This is a genomic window from Clostridium sp. SGI.024 (genome assembly GCF_050315195.1).
In the GTDB taxonomy this organism is placed as follows: Bacteria; Bacillota; Clostridia; order Clostridiales; family Clostridiaceae; genus Clostridium.
In genome coordinates this window covers 1-312 of the sequence record NZ_JBNPON010000178.1, presented here as the reverse complement: position 1 = coordinate 312, position 312 = coordinate 1, and the positions used below count along the sequence as shown (strand labels likewise).

The window sequence follows — 312 nt, the reverse complement described above, 5'->3', positions numbered from 1 at the left end:
GTATGGAAATAGACATTTTTGGTGCAGAGGATATTATGTTGATACAGTAGGAAGAAATAAAATTGCAATTGCAAAATATATTCAGAATCAAATTCAAGAAGATCAAATAGCAGAACAAATTAGTATGAAGGAATATATTGACCCGTTTACGGGATCGCAGGTACAAGGTAGCAAATAGAAAAACCACCCAATGAGGGTGGTAGCTGAAACTGTTTTGCGATTGGCAGTTATTCAGAGCACGAGTAGTGCCCGCCAGTATCATGCCCTTATAGGGCTTAATCAAGCCACCAGCTAAGCTGGTGGTACATGACT

Annotated in this window: 1 protein-coding gene; it reads left to right on the top strand. The window is 39.4% G+C overall.

The window, feature by feature from the left end:
* The coding region (locus ACQRD5_RS17310; RefSeq protein WP_427747128.1) for a transposase at nucleotides 1–178 on the top strand (178 nt) is incomplete at its 5' end.
* Nucleotides 179–312 lie beyond the last annotated feature (134 nt).